Below are 19,900 nucleotides of genomic sequence, written 5' to 3' on the forward strand. Positions count from 1 at the left end.
AACAATACCGCTAAAGAACCCGTCGATTCTCTGTCAAACGCGATTTTTCAAAAAATCGACGAAGCTGCCGAACCAACCGGCGCTGCGCTGGGCTTCAAAATTGATGTCCTGCATGGTCTGACCATCGCCGGTGGCGAAGGCGAGCAGGCCGACGAGGGTGGCGAAATTCGGCGCGCCCGCGGCATCGGCCAGGCCGATGACGCTGGCCGGATGCCCCTGGCGCACCGGGCGTTCCAGAATTTGCGAGGCCAGATCACGCACACCGCCAAGCTGCGAGGCGCCGCCGGTGAGCACGACCCGGCCATTGCCGGCGCGGCCCAGCCCGGCGGTCTCGAGTCGGTCTTTCACCAGCTCGAAAATCTCCTCGAGTCGCGGCTTGATGCAGGAGATCAGATGCGAGCGCGGGACCTGCGCGATCTGATGCTCAGCCTCGCCGACGGAAGGTACGGGCAGCAATTCCCGCGCATCGTCCGGCGAAGGATGGCAATTGCCGTGCAGCGCCTTGAGACGTTCCGCATGGGCAAGGGGTGTGGAAAGCCCCATCGCGATATCGGCGGTGACGTGATTGCCGCCAACCGGGATCTGCGCGGTGTGCACCACCTGGCCTTCAAAGAACACCGCCATGGTGGTGGTGCCGCCGCCCATATCGATGATGGTGGCGCCGAGCTCGCGCTCATCGCGCACCAGGGCCGCCAGCCCCGCCGCGTAGGGGGCGGAGACCAGGGCCGCGATATCCAGCTCGCAGCGCGAGAGACAGGCTTGCAGCGTGCGCAGCGCGGTGGAGCTGGCATCCACCACATGCAGCTGCGCGGTGAGCGTGTCGCAGAACAGGCCGCGCGGGTCGGTGACACCGGGGGTTTCGTCGGCGGAGAAATTCAGCGGCAGCGCATGGATGGTGACGCGGCCTTCGGTGGAGGCGCGGGTGCGGGCCTCGCGCACCACGCGGCGAATATCGTCGCTGTTCACCGCCCGCCCATCGACCGGCCATTGCACGTTGAACAAACGCGATTCCGGCTGGCCGCAAGAGAGATTGACATAGACGGATTTCAGCCGCTGATCCGCCATATCCTCCGCCGCGCCGACGGCGGCGCGGATGGTGCGCTCGGCCTGGTCGAGATCGACGATGCCGCCGGCCTTGATGCCCCGGCTCTGCTGCCAGCCAAAGCCCAGCGCGCGCAGCCTTCCATCCGCCTCGGCCCGGCCGATCAAGCAGGCGACCTTGGTGGAGCCGATATCCAAAACCCCGAAGGGGCCGGATTTCACCGTCCGGCCGCGCGGCAACTCCTCAGGCAGGGCGGGCTTGTTTTCCAACCGGGCGGCGCGGCGCGTCATGTTGTTCATTGTCCCTCCTGGCGAGCGTCAGGCTTGTTCTTTTTCTTCGACACGTCGGATGTCGGGGTGGCGTAGGGGCGCACGACCAGCCGCCCATCCTGGCGCAGATCGATCGCCTCGACCGGACGATCCAGCAGCTGCATGGAGCTTTGCAGACCGGCGAGCTGGGAGAGCGCATCCGCCTCATGCTCGGCCGGCAGCTTCACCACCGTCTGGTTCTTAAGGATCAGGTTCCAGCGCAGCCCATCCACCCATTCCGCCGCGGCGACATGCGACAACACGCTGGGCACGGCTTGCAATTCCGGAATCAGCTTGGCGGCCTGCTGCGGCGCGCCAGGGCCGGAGAGCAGCAGCAGGCCGGGCTGGCGATGCTTCGCCGCCGCCGCGTCCTGGTCCTGAATCACGTTGCCCTTCTTGTCGATGAGCTGGAACACCACCTTGCCGTTCTGCACGCTCTGCCAGATGGCATAGACATCGCGCTCAGTGACGTTCACCACCAACGTGCCGGGCAGGATGCGCTCGACCGTGGCACTCTGCACCGGGCCCAGCGCCTGCACCCGCTGCTGAATCGCGGCGAGGGAAAAGCCGAAGGTGGGATCACCATCCTTCACGCCGATGGCCTGCATCAGCGCGGCATGATCGGTGGTGACAGCGCCGTTCACCTGCACCGCGCCGATGCGAAACCCGATGCCGGCCAGCGCATCAGCGAGCAGGCCGGGCTGTACCACGCGCGCGGGTGCCGCAGGCGGGGCCTGGGTGATTTCGGCAGGCGCCTCGGCCGCGGCATGGTGCGGGGCACTGGGCAGGCTGCGCACCAGCTCGGCGCCGACGACCAGCACCGCGACGCCGCCCATGATCCACAGGCCCGGCTTCAGGCTGCGTTTCACCCGGCGGAAGAACAGCACGCGCGGGCTGAGCCTATCCTGCGGCGGCGCCTTCTTGCCGCGCGGGCTGTTGCGCCGCGGGCGCGGCGTGGGGGCCAAGGGGCGTTCCAGCGTTTCTACACGCGGCATGCGGCCCTCTCCACCAGCCAGCTGCACAGAGCCGGGAAATCCATGCCCTGATGCGCCGCCTGTTCCGGCAGCAACGAGGTTGCGGTCATGCCCGGCTGGGTGTTCACCTCCAGCAGGATCAGCCTACCGGTCTCCTCGTCATAGCGCAGATCCGCGCGCGAGGCGCCGCGGCAACCCAGCGCCTTATGCGCCGCCACGGCGATCTGCTTGGCGGATTGCGCGATATTTTCGGGCACCTGCGCCGGCAGCACGTGGCGGGAGCCGCCGGCGGCATATTTGGCGTGGTAATCGTAAAATTTCTCAGTCGGCAGAATTTCCGTGACCACCAGCGCGCGGTCTTCCAGCACACCGACGGTGAGTTCGCGGCCCGGGATATATTCCTCCACCATCGCCGCACCGAAATGCCAGGCAGAGACGATTTCCGCGCGGCGATTATCACCGGCCTTGACGATGGACACGCCGACGGAGGAGCCCTCATTCACCGGCTTCACCACGTAGGGGCGCGGCAGCGGGTCGTGCTCCAGCAGCTCCTCGATTTCGATGATTTTATGCGCGGCGATCGGCAGGCCGGCGGCGGCGAAGGCGGCTTTGGCGGCGGCCTTGTCCATGGCCAAAGCCGAGGCGCGCACGCCGGAATGGGTGTAGGGCAGGCCGATATAATCCAGAATGCCCTGGATGGTGCCATCCTCGCCAAAACGCCCATGCAGCGCGTTGAAGACGACATCGGGCTTGGGCTTCAGCGCTTTCAGCAAGGCTTCGAGATCCTCGCCGACGATGATTTCCGTGACCTCGAACCCCGCCTTGCGCAGCGCGCCGGAAACCTGCGCCCCGGTGTTCAGGGATACTTCGCGCTCGGAGGACATGCCCCCCATCAACACCGCCACACGCATCACGCCGGCACTCCAATTCGTTTGATTTCCCAGCGCAGCGAAATGCCGGATTTCTCCAGCACGCGCCTGCGCACTTCCTCGCCCAGCCCCTCCAGCTCGGCGGCGGTGGCGCCACCAAGATTGAGCAGGAAATTGCAGTGCAAGTCCGAGACCTGGGCGTTGCCGATGGTCAGGCCCCGGCACCCTGCCCCATCCACCAGCTCCCAGGCTTTCTGGCCTTCCGGGTTGGCGAAGGTGGAGCCGCCGGTGCGGGCGCGGACCGGCTGGGTGGCTTCGCGCTTGGTTTTGATTTCGGCCATGCGCGCGGCGATCAGCGCGGCCTCGCCCGGCTGCGCGCGCAGCCGGGCGCGCACCACCACCGCATCGGCGGGCAAGTTGGAATGACGGTAGGTGAGGCCCAGCTCCTGCACGCCCAGGCGCCGCAGCGCGCCGGCACGGGTGACGATCTCCACCCAGTCCAGCACCCCGGCCATGTCGCCGCCATAGGCGCCGGCATTCATCGCCACCGCGCCGCCAATGGTGCCCGGAATGCCAGAGAGAAATTCCAGGCCGCTGAGGCCGGCAGAGGCGGCATGTTCAGAGACGGTGATATCGAGCGCCGCCGCGCCCGCGATAATACCGTCGGCCTCGATTTCGACTTCGCCGAAGCCGCGCGCGAGTTTGATGACGACGCCGTTGATGCCGCCATCGCGCACGATCAGGTTGGAGGCGGCGCCGATCACGGTGACCGGCATTTCCAACGGCAATTGCGCCATGAAATCGCACAGATCCTGGACATCCGCGGGGCGCAGCAGGAATTCGGCCGGGCCGCCGACGCGAAACCACGTCATCGGCGCCAGGGGCTCGGCTTCCTTCAAGCGTCCGCGCGTGGCCGGGATCGTGCTCGCCATCATCGACGCGCCCCCGCCGCCCGGGCCTGGGCCTGCAGATCATTCAGCTGATGCGGCAAGGCGGCCGCCCATTGGGTGATGCTGCCGGCACCCAGGCAAACCACGTAGTCGCCATGGCGGGCGATGGCGTGCACCATCTCGGGCAGATGCGCGGGGTCGGCCATCGCCACCACCGAGCGGTGGCCGCGCGCGCGCAGCCCTTCGACCAGCGCGTCCTTGTCCACACCCTCGATCGGCTGTTCGCCAGCCGCGTACACATCCGCGACGATGACGGTGCCGGCATCATTCATGCAGGCGCAGAATTCCTCGAACAGGCTTTGCAGGCGCGAGAAACGGTGCGGCTGCACCACGGCGATGACATCGCGCGCGCCGGCCTGGCGGGCGGCCTTCAACACCGCGGCGATTTCCACCGGATGATGGCCGTAATCATCGATCACGGTGATGCCGCCAGCCTCGCCGGTTTTGGTAAAGCGGCGCTTCACGCCGGCGAAATTCGCCAAGGCGGCTCTGATGTTCTGCTCGTCCACCTCCATCTCCAGCGCCACGGTGATGGCGGCGAGGGCGTTCTGGACATTGTGGTTGCCCAGCATCGGCAGCTTGAAGGGGCCGGCACGCCGGGCGCGGCCGGTGATACGGTCGGAGATCCGCACCTCGAAGGTGGCGCCGTCCTTGGAGGAGATGATGCGCTCGGCGCGCACATCCGCCTGCGGCGAGAAACCGTAGGTGATGACACGATGATCGGACAGAGCCGGGATCATCTGCTGCACGGCGGGATGGTCGATGCAAAGCACCGCGAAGCCATAGAAGGGAATATTGGCGACGAATTGGCGGTAGCCGGCTTCCATCGCCTCTTTGCTGCCCCAATGGTCCAGATGTTCCGGGTCCATGTTGGTGACGATGGTGATGACGGCGGGCAGGCGCAGGAAGGAGCCGTCGGACTCATCGGCCTCCACCACCATCCAGTCGCCGGAGCCAAGGCGGGTGTTGGAGCCGTAGGCATTGATGATGCCGCCATTGATCACGGTCGGATCAAACCCCGCCCCTTCCAAAACCGCGGCGACCAGTGAGGTGGTGGTGGTTTTGCCATGGGTGCCGCCGATGGCGACGGCCCATTTCAGCCGCATCAGCTCCGCCAGCATTTCCGCGCGGCGCACCACCGGGATGAGCTTGGCCCGCGCCGCGAGAACTTCCGGGTTATCCTTCGGCACGGCGGTGGAAATAACAACGACCTGGGCGGCCCCAAGGTTTTTCGCGTCATGGCCGACGGCGACCTGGATGCCGGCGGCGCGCAGGCGCTGCACATTGGCGTTCTCCGAGAGATCCGAGCCCTGCACCTGGTAGCCCAGCTCATGCAGCACCTCGGCGATGCCGGACATGCCGATGCCGCCAATGCCGACGAAATGGATCGGCCCGATGGAAAGCGGAAGCGCTCTCATGCCGCCATCCTTTCCTGCACCAGATCCGCCAGCCTGGCGGCCGCTTGCGGCTGCCCCAACTGCGCGGCGGCGTCCGCGGCCTTCACCAAACTCTCAGGATTCATCAATAAAGTCTCGATCTTTTCAGCAAGGATGGCGGGGGTGAGACCGTTTTGGTCCAGCCGCAAAGCGGCGCCGAAGGCGGCCAGGGCGTCGGCATTGGCGCGCTGGTGGTCGTCAATGGCGCCGGGCAGCGGGATGAAGATGGCAGGCCGCCCGGCGACGGCGATTTCCGCGACGCTGGAGGCGCCGGCACGCGAGATGACGAGATGCGCGCGCGCCAGCAAGGCGGCGACATCCGCGAAGAAGGGGGAGAGCTCGGCATCGATGCCGGCGGCTTCGTAGGCGGCGCGCACGGTTTCCAGATCATCCTTGCGGACTTGCTGGGTCACGTGCAGGCGGGCGCGCAGCGCTTCCGGGAGCATCGTCAGAGCTTCGGGGACGAGGGTGGAGAAGATTTTCGCCCCCAGAGAGCCGCCGAGCACCAGCAAGGCGATCACCTCACTGGGCGGGGTGTAGCCCTGCCCTGACAGCGCGGCGACGGCCGGGCGGACCGGGTTGCCGACCGCGATGGTTTCGATCCTGCCCGGCAGACGCGTGGTGTTGGCGAAATTCAGCGCCAGGATGTTGGCGAAGCGAGACAGGAAACGGTTGGCGCGGCCGAGCACGCCGTTTTGTTCATGCAGCACCACCAAGGGTTTTTTGCCGCCGAGCGAGGCGGCGGCGAGCACCGGCGGCACCGAGGGGTAGCCGCCGAAGGCCACCACGGCGGCAGGGCGCAGGCCGCTCATGATGCCGCGCGCCTGCACCACGCCTTGCGCCAGCGCCAGCGCGGCTTTCGCCGCGCGCTGCACGCCACGCCCGGCGAGGCCCGCGCCGGAGAGCACGTGTTTTTCCGTCTGCGCGAATACCGGGGAGTTGAGCCCGCCGGAGCGCGCATCGGTCATCAGCACCACGCGCTCGCCGCGCGCGATCAGCTCCGCCGCCAGCGCCTCGGCCGGGAAGAAATGCCCGCCAGTGCCACCGGCGGCGATGACGATGGGGCCGCTCATCGCGGGGATCGCCGCGTCATTCATCATTGCGCATCTCCGGCGTGGCGTTTTCGGGTCAGCGCCAGCAGGAAGCCCATCTGGATGGAAATCGCCAAAGCCGAGGAGCCGCCATAGGAGATGAAAGGCAGCGTCATGCCTTTGGTCGGGATCAGCGAGAGCGAGGAGGCCATGTTGACGAAGGCCTGGAAGCCGAACCCGGCGATCAAGCCGCCGGCGGCCAGCACCACGAACAGATTGGGCTCGCCCAGCAGCCGCACCAGCGCGCGCAGCACGATGGCGGCGAACACGGCGATGATGAAGGCGCAGAAGAACAGCCCGAATTCCTCACCGGCGACGGCGAAGACGAAATCCGCGCGGGCATCGGGCAGGAAGTGCTTCACCTGGCCCTCGCCCGGCCCGAGCCCGAACATGCCGCCATTGCCGAAGGCCATCAGCGCCGTCTGCGCCTGGCTGCCTTTCGGCGGGTCGATGAACATCATCACGCGGGTATGCACGTGGGTGATGAAGAAGAAGGCGTAAACCCCCGCCAGCGCCACCAGAACCCCCGCGCCGGCGACCCATTTCATCTCCATCCCGTCCAGATAGAACTGGGTGAAGACGATCATGGTGAAGAGGAAGGTGGTGCCGATATCGGGCTGCATCTTCAAAAGCGCGGCGGTGGCGAGGAACACCGCGATGGCGGCGCGCCGGCCGGGGAAGCCCGGGGTGCGGCGGGATTCGGCGATGCACCAGCCAATGACGATGATGAAGGCCGGGCGCAGGAATTCCGAAGGCTGGATGGTAAAGCCCGGCAGCGAGAGCCAACGCTTGGCGCCATCCACTTCCGTGCCGTGCAGCAGCGTGAAGGCGGTGAGCAGATAAAAGATGATGCCCATGCCAAGGGCCGCCAGCTTCACCTGGCGCACCGAGAGCATCGAGAGGCCGACCATGGTGATGCCGCCGATGACCAGGAAGCCGATCTGCTTGATCATGTCCTGGGTGTGCGGGTCGGAGAGATGCAGCGTGATGCTGGGCATCGCCGCCAGCGCCAGCACGTAGCCGATGCCCAGCAGCACCGCCAGCGCCATCATGGTGACGCGGTCGACACTCCACCACCAGCGGCCGACGATTGAGGTATCAGCGCGGGAGAGCGAGGGCATCAGGCCTCTCCTTTCGCCAGAGCGGTGAAGCGCGCGCCGCGCACTTCGAAATTCGGGAACTGATCGAAGCTGGCGGCGGCCGGGGAGAACAGCACCACACCGCTGCCCGCCTTCGCCGTCGCGTAGGCGGCGGGCACGGCTCGATCCAGCGTTTCGACGACTTCGTTGGGAATGCCCGCTTCGTTGAGCCGTGCCGCGAAAGCTGGGCCGTCGCGGCCGATCAGGTAGGCTTTCTCGATGCGCGGGAAGAGCGAGGCGAGATCCTCGATGCCGCCCTCCTTGCCAGTGCCGCCGGCGATCCAGACGAAGCGCTCATACACCCCCATGGCGCGGGCGGCGGCATCCGCGTTGGTGGCCTTGCTGTCATTGATGAAGCGCACGCCATCGCGCTCCGCCACCAGCTGGGCGCGGTGCGGCAGGCCGGGGAAGCTCATGATGCCTTCGGCGATCGCCGCTTGCTTCACGCCAAGCCCCATCGCCAGCGCGGCGGCGGCCAGAGCGTTCTGGGCGTTATGTTCGCCGCGCAAGGCCGGCGCGCCGGTCTCCTGGCCCTTGCCGGAGATTTCCAGCAGCTTGGCCGGGCGGGTGCGCAGCCAGGCGGCCATCTCGCGGGAGGGGGCGTCGTCCATGCCGATCACCGCCAGGCAGGTTTCGTCCTGGCGCGCGAAAATCTCCCGCTTCGCGGCCGCGTAGCCTGCCATGTCGCCATGGCGGTCCAGATGGTCGGGCGAAAGATTGAGCATCACCGCAACATCGAAGCGCAGGCTGGCGAGTCTCTCCAACATATAGCTGGACATTTCGAGCACATAGACGCCGTCATCGGGCAGGATCGGCAGCGAGAGCGCGGCCGGGCCGAGATTGGCGCCAGCCTCGGTGGGAATGCCGGCGACATGCAGGATATGGGCGAGCAGCGCGGTGGTGGTGGATTTGCCGTTGGTGCCGGTGATGCCGGCGAAACGCGCCTTGGAGCCGGCGGCGCGCACCGCCTGATAGAGCAGCTCGGCATCGGTGAGCACCGGGATGCCCTGCGTCCGCGCCCAGGCGGCTTGCGGGTGGGGTTTGGGCAGATTGTGGGGGATGCCCGGGGAGAGCACCAGCGCATCGAAGCGCCGGCCCGATTCGGAGGGTTGGCCAACCACCAGCCCCTCGGAGGCAGCGGCCTGGCGCGAGGCCTCGCCATCGTCCCAGACCAGCACAGCGGCGCCGAGATCGCGCAGACGCCGCGCGGCCGGCAGCCCTGCCCGCCCCAGCCCGACCACCGCGTAGGATTTGCCGGAAAACAGGCTCATCGGATCTTCAAGGTGGCCAGACCCACCAGCCCCAGAATCATCGAGATGATCCAGAAACGGATGACGATGGTCGGCTCCGCCCAGCCTTTCTTCTCGAAATGATGGTGCAAGGGCGCCATCAGGAACACGCGCTTGCCGGTGCGCTTGTACCAGAACACCTGGACGATGACGGAGATGGTCTCGACCACGAACAGCCCGCCGACAATGGCCAGCACGATCTCATTCTTGGTCGCCACCGCCACCGCGCCCAGCGCGCCGCCCAGAGAGAGCGAGCCGGTATCGCCCATGAACACCGCCGCCGGCGGGGCGTTGAACCAGAGGAAGCCCATGCCCGCGCCGATGAGGGCGGAGAGGAAGACGGTGAGTTCGCCGACGCCGGGGATGAAATGGATTTCCAGATAGCCGGCGAAGATGCGGTTGCCGACCAGATAGGCGATCAACCCGAACACGGCGGCGGCGATCATCGTCGGCACGGTGGCCAGCCCATCCAAGCCGTCGGTGAAATTCACCGCATTGGCCGAGCCCATCATCACCAGCAGCCCGAAGATGGGGAACATGAAGCCGAGCGGGATCAGGAAATTCTTCAGGAAGGGCACCGCCACGCCATCGGCGATGGCGTGCGGCATCAGATGCGTCATCCAGAGGGCGGCAATCAACCCGATCGCCGCCTCGCCCAGCAGCCGCACCCGGCCGGAGACGCCCTTGGTGTTGCGCTTGGTCAGCTTCAGGAAATCATCCGCGAAGCCGATGGCGCCATAGCCGAAGGTGACCATCAGCGTCGCCCAGACATAGCCGTTGGAGAGATCCGCCCAGAGCAGGGTGGAGGCGCCCAGCGCCAGCAAAATCAAGGTGCCGCCCATGGTCGGCGTGCCCTTTTTCTCGATCAGATGCCGCTCCGGCCCATCGGTGCGGATCGGCTGGCCGTGGCGCTGCATGGCGCGCAGCTGGCGGATCAAACGCGGCCCGAGCCAGAAGCTGATCACCAGGGCGGTGAGGCAGGCGCCGCCGGCCCGGAAGGAGATATAGCGGATCAGGTTGAAGGCATGGATATGCCCGGCGAGGGGTAGCAGAATCCAGTAAAGCATCAGCCGGGACTTTCCAGGGCAGAGATCACGTCACGCATGCGGCTGCCATGGCTGCCTTTCACCAACACCGTGTCGCCATCGCGCAAGGCGGCTTTGACCAGGGGGGCGAGGCTTGCCGCGTCAGGCGCACGCGCGCCCTGAATGGCCCGCGGCAGCGAGTCGAACAAAGCCCCGCAATGCGGGCCGGCGGCAAAGACAATGTCAGCGGCCTCACGCAGGGGGGCGGCCAGGGCCAGATGCTCGGCCTCGGCGAAATCGCCCAGTTCCAGAATATCGCCCAGCACCGCCACATGCCGGCCCGGCTGCAGCTTCAGCACGGCAAAGGCGGCGCGCAGCGAGGCGCCGGAGGCGTTGTAGCTCTCATCGATCAGCGCGATCCGCCGTCCATCCTCCAGCCTGATGTCGCGCCTTGCGCCGCGCCCGGCGAAGGGGGCGAAGCCGTTGAGGGCGGCGGCGGCCATCTCCACGTCCAGATCCAAAGCGGCGGCGGCGGTGAGCACGGCCAGCGCGTTGCTGGCCATGTGCCGGCCAGGGGCGCGCAGATGGAAATAGACCTTGGTATCCAGGATTTCGGCGGCGATCTCCGAGGCTTCCGGGCCGTTCAGCACGTCCAGCAGCCTGGCCTCGGCGCCGTTGAAGAGCAGCGCGCAATGGCCCGGCGGCACCGCCTCGCGCAGCACCTGCAGATAGGCGCTCTCACCTGGGATCACCGCCTTGCCGGAGGCGCTGAGCGCCCCGTAGATGCTGGCCTTTTCCTTGGCGATGGCCAGCTCCGAGCCCATCATGCCCAGATGCGCCCGGTCCACGCAGGTGACGATGGCGACATCCGGACGCACCAGGGCGGCCAGCGGCGCGATCTCGCCGGGATGGTTCATGCCGACTTCGAAGATGCCGAAATCCGCGTCATGCGGCATCCGCGCCAGGGTCAGCGGCACGCCGATATGGTTGTTGAAGCTGGCCTCGGCGGCATGCACCACGCCGAAGGCGGCCAGGGTGCGGCGGAGCATCTCCTTCACCGTGGTCTTGCCGACCGAGCCGGTGACGGCGAGGAGCTTGGCATCCGAACGCTCGCGCGCGGCGATGCCGAGCTGCTCCAGCGCCTTCAGCACGTCAGGCACCAGAATATGCGGGCCAGCGACCGGGCGGGAGACCAGGGCGGCGGCGGCCCCTTTCTCGAAGGCGGCGGGGACGAAATCATGCCCGTCGCGCTCGCCCTGCAAAGCGACGAAGAGATCGCCCGGGCGCAGGGTTCTTGTGTCGATGGAGAGGCCGGTAATGTCGTAGCCGGTGCCGAACAGAGCCTGCAGCTCCTCGGCTGTCCACAGCGCGCTCATGCCACCCCTCCCAGCGCGCGGATCACCGCGGCATCGTCAAACGGGATCACCTCACCCTTCACGATCTGCCCCTGCTCATGGCCCTTGCCGGCCACCACCAGCACGTCGCCCTCGCGCAAGCCCGCCAAAGCGGTGCCGATGGCCTCATGGCGGTCGCCGATTTCCAGCGCCTGCGGGCAGGCGGCCAGGATGGCGCGGCGGATGGCGGCGGGATCCTCGCCGCGGGGGTTGTCGTCGGTGACGATGACCACATCCGCACCCCGCGCGGCTTCCGCGCCCATCAGAGGCCGCTTGCCGGGGTCACGGTCGCCGCCGGCGCCGAAGACGATATGTAGCCGGCCGGTGGCGTGCGGACGCAGGGCCGAGAGCACGCGGGCGATGGCATCCGGCGTATGGGCGTAGTCAACATAAGCCGCCGCGCCATTGGGCAGCACCAGAGCCCGTTCCAGCCGGCCGCGCACCCCGGTGAGCCGCGGCAAATAAGAGAGCGCGTCGGCCACCCCCACCGCCTCGGCCAGCGAAGCGGCCAGGGCGGCATTGTCCGCCTGGAAGCGGCCGGGCAGAGGCAGCGCCACCGCGCGGCCATTCATCGTGAAAGCCTGCCCGTCCGGACGCGGCGAAACCGCTTCCACCGCGACGGTCTCGAAACTCTGGCCGTGGCGGCGGGCGGTATCGCGCAGCCTGGCCAGCAGTTCGGCATCCAGATCCGCCATCGCCCGCCCTGCCCCGCCGCGCTTCAGCAGCGCCTCGAACAGGCGCAATTTGGCGGCGCCATAGGCTTGCATCGAGCCGTGATAATCCAGATGGTCGCGGGTGAGATTGGTGAAGCCGGCGGCGCAGAAGCGCAGACCGTCCAGCCGGTGCTGGTCCAGCCCGTGGCTGGAGGCTTCCATCGCTACGTCATTCACCCCTTCCCGCGCCAGCCCGGCCAGGGTGGCGGCAAGCGTCACCGGATCCGGCGTGGTCAGGCTGCCGGCGGGCTCATGGCCCGGCGCGATCACCCCCAGCGTGCCCATCGAAGCCGCCTTGCGCCCGGCCAAGGTGAGGATCTGGCGCAGGAAATCCACCGTGCTGGTCTTGCCGTTGGTGCCGGTGACAGCAACCAGCCGCTCCGGCAGCTTGCCGAAAAACTCCACCGCCAGCTCGGCCAGTTTCGCGCGCGGGTCCTTCGCGGTGATCAGCCGGCGCGGCGGCACGCCGGGGGCCAGAGCGTGCCCTCGGGGGCCAGCACCGCGATGGCGCCGCGCGCCACCGCCTCGGCGATGAAACGGCGCCCATCGGCCTTCACCCCCGGCAACGCCGCGAACAGATAGCCCGGCTGCACCGCCCGGCTATCCGCTGTTATGCCGATCACACCCTGCATCTCAACCTTGCTCATATCCGGTGTCCCGCGCCGTCATATGGCTGCCCATCATCGGGGAGACCGGCGCCATCACCCCGTCATGCGTCTTGCGGCCCTTGGAGGCGGCGGGCTTGGCCTGCGCGCCTTGCGGCTCATCCGCCTTGGCGGCGGCGCTGTTGGCCTGGGGCGGCTTCTTGCCCATCAGCTCATAGGCGAAGGCATTCGCCCCCGGCGGCAACGGATCGCCCGGCCCCAGCGCGCGCTGGCCCGGCGGCGGGGTGGGGTCCAGCGGCACGGTCAGCTTGGCCTCCAGCTGCGCCAGCTGGTCGCCGGTGGAGGGCATGATGCCCAGCATCGGCCCCATCCGCGCGATGATGCGCGAGACGGTGGGGGCGGCGATGAAGCCGCCGGTGGTGAAACCGAAAGTGGTCTTGTCCGGCTTGGGCTGCAGCACCAGCACATAGATCAAATATTGCGGATCCTGCATCGGGAACGCCGCCATGAAGGAGGCGTTGTTGGTGTGCAGCAGATAACGCCCGTTCGGCCCCACCACCTGCGCGGTGCCGGTCTTGCCGCCGATGATATAGCCCGGCACCCCGGCATATTTGCCGGTGCCGAACAGCACCACATTGGTCATGATCTTGCGCATCAAGTCCGAGGTGCTCTGCTGCATGATCCGCACCCCCTGCGGCTGCGGCCCGTTCGGGTCCACCTTCAGCAGGGTCGGATCATAGCGGATGCCGCCATTGACGATGGGGATGGTGGCGGTGACCAGTTGCAGCGGCGAAACCGCGATGCCGGCTCCGAAGGAGACGGTCATCGTCGCCGCCAGGCCCCAATTATCCTTGGACGGGAAGAGCGGCATTGGCGGGCCGGGCAGCTGGATGTCCAGCGGCTTGAAGAAGCCCTGCTTGGCGTACCAGGCCTGCTCGATCTTCGGCCCCAGAATGGTGGCGATGCGCGAGGCGCCGATATTGGAGGAGACATTGATGATCTCCGGCAGCGCCATCCATTTATTCGTCGGCTCGAAATCGGTGATATGGAAGCGGCCGACCTTCAGCGGGTGGGTGGTGTCGAAATAATCCCACCAATGGATCAGCCCGCTATCCAGCGCCATCGAGGCGGTCTGCAGCTTGAACACCGAGCCGGGCTCGTAATTGCCGTTGACGCAGCGGTCGAACTGGTTGTTGGGCTTGGCCGAACCGTAATCATTGACGTCGTAATCCGGCAGGCTGACCATCGCCACCACCTCGCCGGTCTTCACGTTCATCACGATGGCGCAGGCGCCCGGGGACTGGAACTCCTTCACCGCCGAGGCCAGCTCGTCATGCACGATGCTCTCGATGCGGGCATCGATGGAGAGCTGCAGCGGCTGCGGGTCGGTGGTCAGGCGCTTGTTGAAATATTCCTCGACACCGGCGACACCGGAGCTGTCGATGCGCACCCCGCCCAGAATATGCGCGGCGAGATTGCCATCCGGATAATGCCGTTCCTCGCGATTTTCGAAATACACGCCGGGAATGCCGAGCGAGTTCACCGCCAGCTCTTCCTGCGGGGTCAGGCGGCGGTCGAGATAGACGAATTCCTTGCGTTTCTCGGCGGGCACGCCATCGCCCAGCTGATGCGCGAGCCAGGCCTGGTTGGCGCCGGGCAGCGCGTTGGCCAGCACCGTGGCGGCGGCCTGCGGGTCGGGCACCTGCTGCGGGTCGGCGTAAAGCGAGGCGCCGGGCAGCGAGACGGCGAGGATGACGCCGTTGCGATCGACGATATCGGCGCGCGAGGGCGGCGGCGGGGTCTCGGAGAGCTGCGGCGTCATCGCCGCGATCTGCGCGGCGCTGGGATGGATCGGCGCCACCACCGTCGCCCAGATCAGCTTCAGCCCGAGCAGGCTGAACAGGCCGATGAACACGAAGGCGCCGATGACCAGCCGGCCACGGGCGCGCTCCAGCGCGCCGCGCTGGTCGAGATCGGAGCCGGTGATGCGCACCTGCTCGGCGCGCGGCGAGTCGCCACGGCCCGAAGCCCCCTTCCGGCGGGAAGGAGGCTCATCACCCGGCCGGAGGTTGAGGGTCAATTTTGGCTCCCGGTCTGCGCCATGCCGAGAAGGGAGCCACCGCCCAGCGGGGCGGTGGGCGCGGGTTCAGCCGGCTGCGCGGTGGCGCGCACCCGCACCACCTGCGCGCCCATCGGCAGGCTGGGACGCTGGGCGGCAACCGGCTGACGCTCACGCGGCGCCGGGGCGGCCGGCGCGATCGCGCTGCCGCCGGGCTGATACAGCGACGAGGCGAGCGGCCGCGCCGCGGCTTCGCGCACCGGTGCGCTGAGATGATGCGGCGCGGCCTCTTCCCGGGCCAGGCGGGCCACCGGATGATGCGCCGGCGGATGCGCCCGCGCATCGGCATGCGCCGGTGCTGCTTCGTGGGGCACGGCGATCTCGGCTAGGCGCTCGGCCGGTTTCGCCGGCGCGGCGGCGGGGGCGACGCTGTGCCCGGCCTGAATCGCCGTGGCGACATGGCCCTGCACCTCGATCGCCGGGCCGTTCGGCGCCGGGATGGCCTCACTCCCCGGCAATGCCGGCACTTCGTCTTCCGGATTGCTGAAGGGCGCGGCGCTGCCAGGCGGCGGCAACGTGCTGGCCAGATCGGCCAGCGTGACCAGCTGCCCCGGCTTCATCGGCTGCAGCCCGGTGAATTGCGCGGCCAGCGCGGCGATGCGCGAGGGGTCCGCCTCCAGCGCCCACTGCGCCTGCAGCACGCGGATGCTCTGCTCGTCATGCCGGCTGGTTTCGGCCACCTGTTCGAGCTGGTTTTCCAGGGCCCGGCTCTGATGCTTGACCATGAACAAATAGGCGCCGGAGATCGCGAAGAGCAGACCGGTCAGGAAGGTAAGTGGCCGAACGATCATGCGGCGAGCCTTTCCATGACGCGCAGCTTGGCGCTGCGCGCGCGCGGGTTGGCGCGGATTTCCGCCTGCCCGGGCAGGATGGGGGATTTCGTCACCAGGCGAAATTCCGGGGCGCTGGCCTGGGCCAGCCCGGCGGGGTCGTGGCGCGAGGCGCCCGGCGTGCGGCCGGCACGCTGCGCGAAGAAATGCTTGACGATCCGGTCTTCCAGCGAATGGAAGCTAACCACCACCAGCCGCCCGCCCGGCGCCAGCAAGGCGGCCGATTGCGCCAGCGCCGCCTCGATATCGGACAGCTCCTCATTCACGGCGATGCGCAACGCCTGGAAGCTTCTGGTTGCCGGGTCGATCCCCGATTTATCCGGTCTCACAACGCTCCGTATCACGCCAGCCAAATCCGCCGTCGTCGTAAATTTCTGCGCCTTGCGCCGCTCCACGATTTGCTTCGCGATCCGGCGCGCGGCTTTTTCATCACCATATTTGTACAAAATATCGGCAAGATCGGATTCGGCGCAAAGATTCACGAGGTCGGCGGCGGATTGTCCATCGCGGCTCATCCGCATATCCAGCGGCCCGTCCTGGCGAAATGAAAAGCCGCGCGCCGGATCGTCGATCTGAAACGAGGACAGGCCGAGATCGAACACCGCGCCATCGAGCCGGGCGACGCCGCGCGCCGCCATCATCTCCGAAATCTCGCTGATCCGGCCAGGGATCAATTCAAACCGCCCGGCATGGGCGGCGGTCAGTTCGGCGGCGCGCGGCAACGCGTCCGGATCGCGATCGACCCCGAACAGGCGGCACTTGGCACGCTCCAGGATCACCCGCGAATAGCCGCCGCCGCCGAAGGTGCCATCCAGATAAACCCCGTTTTCACGCGGCTGCAGCGCCTCGATCGCCTCATCGCGCAGAACAGAAATATGTGAAAAATTGCTCATGACGGCGCCCCGAAGCTCAAACGCGGGGCGAGCGCGCGGGAGGCGTCGCGGAAGGCCTTGCCGGCCTGCGGTTCCCAGATCAGGAAATGATCGCCGCGGCCCATGAAGAACACGGCATCGGAGAGGTTCGCCTGCTCGGCGAGATAGCCGGTGATCAGCACCCGCCCCTGCGCGTCCAGCTCGACCTCTTCCGCATCGGAGAAAATCTGCGTCTGCAGCCCGACCTGCTCGGGGCTCATTTCCGGCATCGCCGCCAGCTTCTCCTGGAAGCGGGCATAATTCGGCAAAGGCCAGGCCTCGACACAGCCTTCGATGAAAGAGGGGCGCAGGATCAGGGTCATCTCGGGATGGTCCTTCCAGGCGGCACGGAACGACGCCGGAACGGATACCCGCCCCTTCGCGTCGCGCTTGTTCTCGTGGCTGCCAAAGAACTGCTTCATCGCGCCCGCGCCGCAACACCTTTCACCTCAAACCGAACCCGCAGAGTTCACCCCGAACCCTCTGGGCTCACCCGAAACCCACCACACTCCACCACTTTATGGGAAAACATGGGTTTTTTCACCACTACCATGCACGCGACTCCCCGTCAAAATAAAACCCCAGCGTGACAGCGAGGAAATGCGCCGCGGGACTCGCGAGACATTCCTGAAATCTTCTTCATTTGTTCGCTTTTTGTTTACATTTCATTGCGAAATGGACATAAAGATCCAGACGGCCTGTAAGCCGGGTTCTGTCCACACGCCGAAGCGCGCTGGACGGCCATTCCTCTGGGACGGGTGTTGCCACCCGCCTCAAGCAACCAACCCGGGCGGCAAGCCGGAAAAGCTTCGCGCCCCTGCCAAGGCAGGACGCCGGCCGCCCCTATTCGGTTTTGCTCCCGGTGGGGTTTTCCCTGCCCTTTGCGTTACCGCAAAGGCGGTGCGCTCTTACCGCACCCTTTCACCCTTACCACGGCAAGCCGTGGCGGTTTGCTTTCTGTGGCACTGTCCCTGGGGTCACCCCCGCCGGCCGTTAGCCGGCACCGTCTTTCCGTGGAGCCCGGACTTTCCTCTGGCGGTAAACCGCCAGCGGCCGTCCGGCCGTCTGGATCGGCGCGGTGCCTAGGGAGTTTCCGGGGCCGCGTCAACCAGCCGGCGTAAAGCAGCCGCCCGGCCGGCGGTGGGCGCATCCGGCGTGCCGGTGAGATGCGCGGGCAGGAAATGGCGCTGGAAGGCGCGGATCACCGCGTCGTGCGGCAGGGTGGTGTCGTAGCCGATGGCGGCGAGGTCGGCCAGCAGATCGCCGGGCGGGGCGAAATCGTCGGTCCAGATCCCCACGCCATGCGCCGCGAGCCAGGGCCAGTCGAACAGCTCGCCGGGGTCCTGTTTGCGGTTCGGAGCGATGTCGGAATGGGCGACGACATTGCGCGCCGGGATGGCGTGGCGGCGCAGAATGCCCTGGCAGAGCGCCAGCACCGCCTGCATCTGCGCCGGAGGGAAGGCGCGATAGCCCCATTCATGGCCGGGATTGACGATCTCGATGCCGATGGAGGCGCCGTTGAGCGCGCTTTTGCCGCGCCAAAAGGAGATGCCGGCGTGCCAGGCGCGCATCTCCTCGGGCACCAGATTGAAGATGGTGCCATCCTCCTCCACCACATAATGGGCGGAGACTTTCGCGCGCGGCGCCTTCAGCAGGTCGATCGCGGCGCGCCCGCTCGGCATGCCGGTATAATGCAGCACCAGATGCGAGACGGGTTCCTCCCGCGCATCGAAATTCGGCGACGGCTCGAAAATCATCAGCCGGCCGGTCGGCGGGTGAGCAGCAGGCCGAGACCGAGGCAGATCATCGCCCCGCCGGCGGCCTGGCGCACCCGGATGACGGCGTTGCCGCGCCCGGTGAAGAGCCGTTTCAGCCTTGCGGCGGCGAGCGCCATGATCGCGTCCGAGGCGGTGTAGAGCAGGATCGCCATCAGCCCGAGGGCGAGGAATTGCAGCGCCACATGGCCGGCCGCCGGGGCGATGAATTGCGGCAGAAAGGCCAGGAAGAAGGCGGCGGTTTTGGGGTTGAGGGCAGAAACGGCCAGCCCGTCCCGCCAGGCCCGCGCCAGCCCGGCGCGGCCGCGGATGGGGGCGGCATTGGTCGCCGCGCCGGCCTTGCGGATGGTGCTGAGGCCGATCCAGATCAGATAGACCGCGCCGGCCAGTTTCAAAACAGTGAAAAGCTGCGCGCTGGCCAGCACCAAGGCCGAGAGCCCGGCCGCGCCCAGCACCACCTGCACCACGCCGCCGGAGCCGGTGCCGAGGCTGGAGGCCAGCCCTTCCAGCGTGCCGCCGGCCAAGGAGCGGCTGATCACGTAGGTCATGCCTGGGCCGGGCAAAATCGCCAGCATCAGACAGGCCAGGAAAAACACGCTGAGATGCTGGAACATTTCGCTCTACGCCTGGGCGCGCTTGATCGCGTCATAGGCGGCGTTGATCCGCGCCACCTTCTCGGAAGCGGCCGCGATCATCGCCGGGGACGCGCCGCGCGCCGCCAGGCTGTCAGGATGGGTCTCACGCATCAGCTGCTTCCAGCGGGCACGGATTTCATCGGCGCTGGCCTGCCGATGCACGCCCAGCACCAGATACGGATCCTCCGCGGGCATCCGCGGCGGCGGGGTGCCGGTGCCGGCGCGCCGCGTTGCCGCCTCCCCCAGCCCGAAGGCGTAGGCGACGCGGGAGAGGAAATCCGCCTCCGCGCTGTTCACCGGGCCGTCGGCGCGGGCGATCTGGTAGAGCCCGGCCAGCACCTGCTCCAGCGGGGTCTTGTCATCGGCGAAGGCCTGGCCGAGCTGGGCGGCGTAGGTCTCGAACCCGGCGGCGCTGTCGCGGGCGCTGTCGAAGAGTTTCGCCACCTCGCCGATGCTGGCGGGGGGAATCGCGAAGCTGGCCTTGAAGGCGTCGATTTCCAGCCGGCTCACCGGCCCGTCGCATTTGCACAGCTTGGCCGCCAGCACGGTGACGCCGATGGCGAAAACCTGGTCGCGCCGGCCCATCATCGCCGCCAGGCGCAGCGGGTCGAACGGCATGGCGCGGCCGGCGAAGCCCTGGAGATTGGAGGTGAAGCCGTTCAGCCGGCCTTCATCGGCCGCGTGGCCCAGCGCCGCGCCGAACAAAGCCCCCACCGGGCCGCCCATGGCGAAGCCCGCCATGCCGCCGATAAACTTGCCCCAATAGCTCATATACCCCGCCTAGCACAGCGCCGC

17 protein-coding genes, 1 other RNA gene and 1 pseudogene are annotated in these 19,900 nt (G+C 67.4%); all 19 read right to left on the reverse strand.

Annotated features, from left to right (window positions below; translation table 11 throughout):
- Window positions 1-33 precede the first annotated feature (33 nt).
- The 19 genes and pseudogenes from ftsA to ACZ46S_RS05625 all read right to left on the reverse strand — a co-directional run bounded on the left by ftsA (window position 34) and on the right by ACZ46S_RS05625 (window position 19,876).
- On the reverse strand, window positions 34-1,341 hold the full coding sequence (gene ftsA / locus ACZ46S_RS05535) for a cell division protein FtsA (protein WP_464063669.1): 1,308 nt from the start codon (window positions 1,339-1,341) through the stop codon (window positions 34-36).
- On the reverse strand, window positions 1,338-2,345 hold the full coding sequence (locus ACZ46S_RS05540; protein WP_464063670.1) for a cell division protein FtsQ/DivIB: 1,008 nt from the start codon (window positions 2,343-2,345) through the stop codon (window positions 1,338-1,340). The genes ftsA and ACZ46S_RS05540 overlap by 4 nt, the downstream gene beginning before the upstream one ends.
- Window positions 2,333-3,235: a D-alanine--D-alanine ligase gene (locus tag ACZ46S_RS05545; protein ID WP_464064262.1), complete on the reverse strand. Its 903-nt coding sequence runs from the start codon at window positions 3,233-3,235 to the stop codon at window positions 2,333-2,335. The genes ACZ46S_RS05540 and ACZ46S_RS05545 overlap by 13 nt, the downstream gene beginning before the upstream one ends.
- Window positions 3,235-4,128, reverse strand: a complete 894-nt coding sequence (murB, locus tag ACZ46S_RS05550) for a UDP-N-acetylmuramate dehydrogenase (protein WP_464063671.1) — start codon at window positions 4,126-4,128, stop codon at window positions 3,235-3,237. Before murB ends, ACZ46S_RS05545 begins: the two co-directional genes overlap by 1 nt.
- A complete protein-coding gene (gene murC, locus ACZ46S_RS05555) occupies window positions 4,125-5,561 on the reverse strand; it encodes a UDP-N-acetylmuramate--L-alanine ligase (protein WP_295743260.1) in 1,437 nt (478 codons plus the stop codon). The genes murB and murC overlap by 4 nt, the downstream gene beginning before the upstream one ends.
- A complete protein-coding gene (gene murG, locus ACZ46S_RS05560) occupies window positions 5,558-6,652 on the reverse strand; it encodes an undecaprenyldiphospho-muramoylpentapeptide beta-N-acetylglucosaminyltransferase (RefSeq protein WP_464064263.1) in 1,095 nt (364 codons plus the stop codon). Before murG ends, murC begins: the two co-directional genes overlap by 4 nt.
- Window positions 6,653-6,675: 23 nt before the next feature.
- Window positions 6,676-7,791 (reverse strand): FtsW/RodA/SpoVE family cell cycle protein, encoded by a 1,116-nt coding sequence (locus tag ACZ46S_RS05565; RefSeq protein ID WP_295743257.1) that lies wholly within the window; start codon window positions 7,789-7,791, stop codon window positions 6,676-6,678.
- Window positions 7,791-9,080 carry a UDP-N-acetylmuramoyl-L-alanine--D-glutamate ligase gene (murD, locus tag ACZ46S_RS05570; RefSeq protein WP_464063672.1) on the reverse strand — a complete coding sequence of 430 codons (1,290 nt, stop codon included), beginning with the start codon at window positions 9,078-9,080 and terminating at the stop codon, window positions 7,791-7,793. Before murD ends, ACZ46S_RS05565 begins: the two co-directional genes overlap by 1 nt.
- The gene (gene mraY / locus ACZ46S_RS05575) at window positions 9,077-10,165 is read right to left on the reverse strand and encodes a phospho-N-acetylmuramoyl-pentapeptide-transferase (RefSeq protein ID WP_295743251.1); all 1,089 of its coding nucleotides are present in this window, start codon (window positions 10,163-10,165) and stop codon (window positions 9,077-9,079) included. Before mraY ends, murD begins: the two co-directional genes overlap by 4 nt.
- Window positions 10,165-11,499, reverse strand: a complete 1,335-nt coding sequence (locus tag ACZ46S_RS05580) for a UDP-N-acetylmuramoyl-tripeptide--D-alanyl-D-alanine ligase (RefSeq protein WP_464063673.1) — start codon at window positions 11,497-11,499, stop codon at window positions 10,165-10,167. The genes mraY and ACZ46S_RS05580 overlap by 1 nt, the downstream gene beginning before the upstream one ends.
- Window positions 11,496-12,877, reverse strand: a pseudogene (locus ACZ46S_RS05585) (UDP-N-acetylmuramoyl-L-alanyl-D-glutamate--2,6-diaminopimelate ligase). The gene ACZ46S_RS05580 and the pseudogene ACZ46S_RS05585 overlap by 4 nt, the downstream one beginning before the upstream one ends.
- Window positions 12,864-14,915 carry a peptidoglycan D,D-transpeptidase FtsI family protein gene (locus ACZ46S_RS05590; protein ID WP_464063674.1) on the reverse strand — a complete coding sequence of 684 codons (2,052 nt, stop codon included), beginning with the start codon at window positions 14,913-14,915 and terminating at the stop codon, window positions 12,864-12,866. The pseudogene ACZ46S_RS05585 and the gene ACZ46S_RS05590 overlap by 14 nt, the downstream one beginning before the upstream one ends.
- On the reverse strand, window positions 14,912-15,745 hold the full coding sequence (gene ftsL, locus ACZ46S_RS05595) for a cell division protein FtsL (protein WP_464063675.1): 834 nt from the start codon (window positions 15,743-15,745) through the stop codon (window positions 14,912-14,914). Before ftsL ends, ACZ46S_RS05590 begins: the two co-directional genes overlap by 4 nt.
- Window positions 15,742-16,677, reverse strand: coding sequence for a 16S rRNA (cytosine(1402)-N(4))-methyltransferase RsmH (rsmH, locus tag ACZ46S_RS05600; protein ID WP_464063676.1), 936 nt, complete (start codon window positions 16,675-16,677; stop codon window positions 15,742-15,744). The genes ftsL and rsmH overlap by 4 nt, the downstream gene beginning before the upstream one ends.
- A complete protein-coding gene (locus tag ACZ46S_RS05605) occupies window positions 16,674-17,117 on the reverse strand; it encodes a division/cell wall cluster transcriptional repressor MraZ (RefSeq protein WP_008493557.1) in 444 nt (147 codons plus the stop codon). The genes rsmH and ACZ46S_RS05605 overlap by 4 nt, the downstream gene beginning before the upstream one ends.
- A 263-nt stretch (window positions 17,118-17,380) precedes the next feature.
- An RNA gene (gene rnpB, locus ACZ46S_RS05610) (RNase P RNA component class A) lies at window positions 17,381-17,764 on the reverse strand.
- A 13-nt stretch (window positions 17,765-17,777) separates the two neighbouring features.
- Window positions 17,778-18,452: an N-acetylmuramoyl-L-alanine amidase gene (locus ACZ46S_RS05615; RefSeq protein ID WP_464063677.1), complete on the reverse strand. Its 675-nt coding sequence runs from the start codon at window positions 18,450-18,452 to the stop codon at window positions 17,778-17,780.
- Window positions 18,452-19,084, reverse strand: a complete 633-nt coding sequence (locus tag ACZ46S_RS05620; protein WP_464063678.1) for a LysE family translocator — start codon at window positions 19,082-19,084, stop codon at window positions 18,452-18,454. Before ACZ46S_RS05620 ends, ACZ46S_RS05615 begins: the two co-directional genes overlap by 1 nt.
- A gap of 6 nt (window positions 19,085-19,090) precedes the next feature.
- The gene (locus tag ACZ46S_RS05625) at window positions 19,091-19,876 is read right to left on the reverse strand and encodes a TerB family tellurite resistance protein (RefSeq protein ID WP_464063679.1); all 786 of its coding nucleotides are present in this window, start codon (window positions 19,874-19,876) and stop codon (window positions 19,091-19,093) included.
- Window positions 19,877-19,900: the final 24 nt, after the last annotated feature.

Source organism: Acidocella aluminiidurans, from assembly GCF_055383125.1.